The sequence below is a fragment of the uncultured Mucilaginibacter sp. genome, assembly GCF_903913935.1.
GTDB lineage: Bacteria > Bacteroidota > Bacteroidia > Sphingobacteriales > Sphingobacteriaceae > Mucilaginibacter.
On the sequence record NZ_CAIWNH010000534.1, the window covers coordinates 1 to 2,017 of the forward strand.

Here is a 2,017-nt window from a genome sequence, read left to right on the forward strand (position 1 = left end):
AGGCATCGGCTTTGTAATGTATATTTAACCGTGAAATTAAAGGCGAATATTGAAAGTTTTGTATTGGTAAGTTTAGGTATCTTGTCTGCCGCAATGGGTATCAAGGGGTTCCTGCTCTCCACCAAATTTATCGACGGGGGGGTAACTGGCATGTCCATGTTGTTGGCTAAAACTACCGGCATCCCATTATCTATCCTTATTTTTCTGATCAATTTTCCCTTTTTGATTTTAGGCTACCGGCAGTTGGGAGTAATTTTTGCGGTCAAGAGCGCTTTGGCCATTGCCGCCCTTTCCTTTTGCCTGGCATTTATGTATTTCCCCGATGTTACCCACGATAAAGGGCTTACTTCGGTATTCGGTGGTATATTTATAGGCATCGGCGGAGGCCTGGCTATCCGTGGCGGCGCAGTGCTTGATGGTACCGAAATTGCCGGCATGCTGGTGAGCAAAAAAATGCAGCTTTTTAAATCGAGGGATGTGATATTGCTTTTTAACCTGATGATATTTGCATCCGCGGTGTTTTTTTTGGGGGTTGAACCTGCCTTGTATTCCGTCATTACCTACCTCGGCGCTTCTAAAATGATTGATTTTGTTTTAAACGGCATTGAACAATATACCGGTATCACCGTTGTCTCTTCAAAGGGTGATGAGATCCGCAAGGCGATCTCAAAACGCGGGCGCGGCGTTACCGTGTATGAAGGGAAAAGCGGCTATGGCAAAGACGGCCATATCAATGCCCCGCGCGATATAGTGTTTACTGTGGCAACCCGGCTGGAGATCCCGTCCATCAAACGGGAGATCCTGGATATTGACCCCGCAGCTTTTATCGTGCAGCATAGCATTGAAGACACCAGCGGCGGGCTGGTTAAACGGACAGGGATCCATTAGCAGCGGCATTTATTTTGTAAAAACGATTTTCAAATATTTTAATGATGAAATATAAATTATTGGGCCGGTCGGGCCTTAAAGTTTCTGAATTGTGCCTGGGTACTATGGGCTTTGGTACCGAAGCGGGCTGGGGCGCCGATAAGCAAACCAGCTTTGCCATTATGGACGCCTTCGCCGAAGCTGGCGGTAATTTTATCGATACTGCAAACATCTATAAATTAGGTACCAGTGAAAAGATCATAGGCGAATACTTGCATAACCATGACCGTGATCATTTTGTGGTAGCTACCAAATATTCATTAAAAGATAATATCACCAATCCCAATGCATCCGGCAATAACCGCAAAAATATGATGCGCAGCGTGGAAGATAGCCTTAAACGCCTGAAAACTGATTTTATCGACCTGTTTTACCTGCATATCTGGGACGACCTGACACCGATAGATGAAGTTTTGCGGGGGATGGATGACCTGATCAAACAGGGTAAGATCAACTACGCCGCCATCAGCGACACACCCGCGTGGGTGGTAGCCAAAGGCAATACCCTGGCCGAACTGATGGGCTGGAGCCAGTTGGTAGCACTGCAGGTGGAATACAGCCTCCTCGCCCGTACCCCTGAACGCGAGCTGATCCCAATGGCAAAGCATTTTGGTATGACCGTTACACCATGGGCCCCGCTTGGCGGCGGCGCACTCACCGGCAAATACCTGCGGGGCGAACAAGGCCGCATCAAACCCGAAAGCAACCGCCGCAGCGAACGCGCTGAAAGCATTACCAAAGTGGTAGTTGCCATTGCTGATGAATTGGGCGTATCGCCGGGAAACGTAGCTTTAAAATGGACCATGCAGCAGGGCTTTTCATCCATCCCTATTGTTGGTGCAACAAAATTAAGCCAGTTGCAGGATAACCTTAAAACCATTGATGTAACACTTAGTGATGAACACCTGCAAAAACTTAACGTTGCCAGCGCCATCGAACTCGGTTTTCCGGGCGACTTCTTTAAAGAGGAAGCAGTAAAAACCAATACGTTTGGCGGGTTTTATGATAGGGTGGAGAAGAGAATTTGAAAATGTGTTGATTTGAAAATTGTGATAGGCTTGAGATTTGTCAATTTTTTAAAAGTTGACAA

2 protein-coding genes are annotated in these 2,017 nt (G+C 46.8%); both read left to right on the top strand.

What is annotated here, in order from left to right; all coding sequences use genetic code 11:
* On the top strand, nucleotides 1-888 hold an 888-nt coding region (locus QZY09_RS21500), incomplete at its 5' end, for a YitT family protein (protein ID WP_367119255.1).
* A gap of 41 nt (nucleotides 889-929) precedes the next feature.
* Nucleotides 930-1,955: an aldo/keto reductase gene (locus QZY09_RS21505; protein ID WP_295675947.1), complete on the top strand. Its 1,026-nt coding sequence runs from the start codon at nucleotides 930-932 to the stop codon at nucleotides 1,953-1,955.
* Nucleotides 1,956-2,017 lie beyond the last annotated feature (62 nt).

Bases quoted from the DNA above. Each gene is read 5' to 3' on its own strand.
- QZY09_RS21505 (WP_295675947.1), top strand. From the start codon at position 930: ATGATGAAATATAAATTATTGGGCCGGTCGGGCCTTAAAGTTTCTGAA.